Here is a 3,494-nt window from a genome sequence, read left to right as displayed (position 1 = left end):
CAGGTTGTAGATGGTTTTAATGTCCCTTCATTTAAGGCAGATGTTGGGATTAAGGATGAACGAATCGTGGCTATTGGTAATTTACGCTCAGGCTCATCACAAACAAAACTTATTGAGGCAAAAGATAAAGTTGTTTGTCCTGGATTTATTGATATTCATTCCCATTCTGATTTTACCATCCTGGTTAATCCAAAGGCAGAGAGTAAAGTTCGACAAGGGGTTACAACTGAGGTATGTGGTAATTGTGGTTTTTCAGCCGCTCCACAATATAATCAATCAAAGGAAAGAATTAAAAAGATTTGTGAAGAATTTGAGATAAATTATCAATGGAGTTCTCTAAAAGAATATCTTGAGATACTTAAGGAAATGGGGATTGGAGTAAATTTTGTGCCACTCATAGGACAGGGGAATATTCGGGCATCAATTGTGGGTTATGAGAATAGACGGCCAACACTAAAAGAAGTAGAGAAGATGAAGAAACTTATTTCTAAATGTATGGAAGAAGGTGCCTTTGGATTGTCAACAGGGTTGATTTACCCGCCCGGTTGTTTTACTCAAACAGATGAATTAATTGAAATATGTAAAATCGTTGCAGAATCTGGAGGGATGTATGTCACTCATTTGCGAAGTGAAGGGGATAGGTTAGAAGAAGCAGTTCAAGAGGCAATAGATATTGGTGGTATGGCTGGTGTTTTAAAGGTGCATATTTCTCATCTTAAAACTGCTGGTCGGGCAAATTGGAATAAATTAGACTCAGTATTTGCAGAGATTGAAAAAACAAGGGAATTAGGTTTAAGTGTAACCTGCGATAGATACCCCTATACTGCCGCCAGCACAGACCTGGATGTTATTCTGCCGTCCTGGGCTTATGAAGGTGGAATGGAAAAAGAAATTGAAAGACTTAAAGACGAACAAACACGCAATAAAATCTCTAAACAAATATTAAATCAACAGCCTGATTTTGACTCAATTATGATTTCTGCGGTGAAAACTCAGGCGAATAGATGGATGGAGGGTAAAAGAATCTCAGAGATTGCCCAAACAAAAAAAATCTCAAATCCAATTGACTTGATATTTTCACTTTTAATCGAAGAGGAAGGAAAGGTAGAGGTAATACTTTTTGATATGAGTGAGGATAATCTGAAAAAAATCTTAAAAAAACCATACACAATGATAGGTTCAGACGCATCCGCCCGAGCAGATTATGGGATGTTATCTACAACAAGACCTCATCCAAGGGCTTTTGGAACATTTCCCCGAACTCTGGCTAAGTATGTCTATGAAGAAAAGGTTTTATCTCTGGAGGAAGCAATTTATAAAATGACTTATCAACCTGCATATCTACTTGGCATTAAAAACCGCGGCAGGCTAAAAGAAGGTAATTTTGCGGACATTGTTGTATTTAATCCAGAAAAGATAAAGGATTTAGCTACCTTTGAATCACCACTTCGCTATCCGGCGGGTATTGAATATGTCATTATCAATGGTCAAATAGTTATTGAACAAGGAAATCATACCAGCACCTTATCCGGCAAAGTCATTCGTAAAGGTCAGTAATTCTAATTATGGCAGGTAACCGTTCAGGTGGTAATTTACCGCAGAGACGCAGAGGAACAGAGAAGATATGGAAATAAATCAGATAACAGAAAAGATTATTGGTGTAGCCATTGAAATACTTATGACCTGCTTGCCGAATGTTCAGCCGGCAAGCCAGATTTGTTAATCCATCCCTGATTTTCATCAGGGCAAGTTTAATGTTGTTGGACTCAAGAGCTTGCACTGATGAAAATCAGGGATGTTAAGCGTATCGTCCATAAATTTTAATTTTCTTCTCTGCGTCTCTGTGTCTCTGCGGTGAACAGTTACAAAATCTTCGACCTGTGCAGGTAGAAAAGATTAATGGATGTGTTAGAGATGCAAATAAAGGTAAAAAATGCGGTTATTGGCGGAAGTAAGGCATATACATTACTTAATGAGGGAAAAGTAGTTGGTGAGAGAGTAGGGGAGATACAGACCCCTTTTGGTAAGAGCCAACCTATATTTTTAGTCAAAGATAAGGATATTGAGTTTTTATTTTTGACAAGGCATGGCGAGAAGGGGTATGAATTAAATGCCTCATCGGTAAATTACCAGGCAAATATTTATGCCTTAAAAGAATTAGGCGTTGAACGAATTTTAGCCTGGAGTGGACCCGGAGCCATAAATGAAGATTTAAAACCGGGACAATATTTATTACCAGATGATTTAATTGATGAAACTAAAAGTAGAGTATTAAGTTTTTATGGCAAAAATAGTGGCATTGGATTTATCCGCTCAAGTCCTGTTTTCTGCCCTCAGTTAAGCAATGAAATGGAAATACTTTTGAATGAACTTGGATTTAAGGGTAACAAGGGAGGAGTTTATGTTTGCACGGAAGGTCCTCGACTTGAAACTAAGGCTGAAATTAAAAAGTTTAAACTATTAGGTGCTGATGTCGTAGGAATGACACTTATTCCAGAGGTATTTTTAGCCCGAGAACTTGAAATGTGCTATGTAGCCTTATGTTATATTACTAATTATGCCGAAGGAATAAAAGAAAAAAAAGGTTATAAAAAAGCAACACTCTTTGATGGATTGATAACTAAAGAGGCGATGAAAAAGGTAGATAAATCCGTTCAACAATTTCCTGAAATTATTAAAGAATTTTATAAAAGATTATTATTTAAAGATAGAAATTGCAATTGCAATCAATTAATGGCAAGATATAAAGAGAGGATAGGAAACAATTGGCATAATTGGATTCCGTGTAACCGTTCAGGTAGTCCTTTACCGCAGAGACGCAGAGGAACAGAGAAGACATAGAAATAAATCAGATAACCGAAAAGATTGTTGGTGCAGACATAGAAACACTTATGACCTGCTTGCCGAATATTCAGCAGGCAAACCAGCGTCCATAGATTTTAATTTTTTTTCTCTGCGTCTCTGTGTCTCTACGGTGTGAACAGTTACCTTTGTATGCTATATCTGTTTTTTGGGTGAATAACTCAAATTTCTTTGATTGACAATTAGGAATAATTATGGTATAAATAATATTGATGAGATATATTATTCTATAGTTTCGTGATTTTTAGAAGATTGAAATCCCCTGAAAACACAAGGAAGAGGAATTATTGCAAAGTTATGGCTAAACCATGAGTTGCAAAAAATAGTGTAGTGAATTACAAAATTTCAAATCACAAATTCCAAAGGACAAATAAATTCCAATGACCAAAAATCAAAATTCCAAACAAAAGAAGGAAAAGTGCTTTTCAATGAGGCAATAGAATTAAAGAAGAGTTATATTCCCCTCTTGAGAGGGGTTAGAGGTGTGTCCTTCAATTATTGAAAAACCTAAATCTGACATTATTGAGCAAAATATTCAACTCCCTTTAACAAAATTGATAAAGCAATAGGTTTTGGAATTTGGTGCTTGGAATTTATTTGGAATTTGTTATTTGAAATTTGGAATTTATATT

3 protein-coding genes are annotated in these 3,494 nt (G+C 35.9%); 2 read left to right on the top strand and 1 reads right to left on the bottom strand.

The window, feature by feature from the left end:
- Positions 1-1,557 (top strand): D-aminoacylase (locus AB1422_18005; protein MEW6621196.1); only part of this gene is annotated, 1,557 nt, incomplete at its 5' end.
- Here AB1422_18005 and AB1422_18000 read toward each other — a convergent pair.
- Positions 1,538-1,780: a hypothetical protein gene (locus AB1422_18000; GenBank protein ID MEW6621195.1), complete on the bottom strand. Its 243-nt coding sequence runs from the start codon at positions 1,778-1,780 to the stop codon at positions 1,538-1,540. The genes AB1422_18005 and AB1422_18000 overlap by 20 nt on opposite strands.
- Positions 1,781-1,899: 119 nt before the next feature.
- Between AB1422_18000 and AB1422_17995 the strand changes: the two genes are divergently transcribed.
- Positions 1,900-2,841, top strand: a complete 942-nt coding sequence (locus tag AB1422_17995) for an MTAP family purine nucleoside phosphorylase (GenBank protein MEW6621194.1) — start codon at positions 1,900-1,902, stop codon at positions 2,839-2,841.
- The last annotated feature ends 653 nt before the right edge of the window (positions 2,842-3,494 follow it).

The sequence above is a fragment of the bacterium genome (assembly GCA_040757115.1).
Classification (GTDB): domain Bacteria; phylum UBA9089; class CG2-30-40-21; order CG2-30-40-21; family SBAY01; genus JBFLXS01.
Note: the sequence above shows the minus strand (reverse complement) of the source record. Positions and strands in the feature narration are given on the sequence as shown.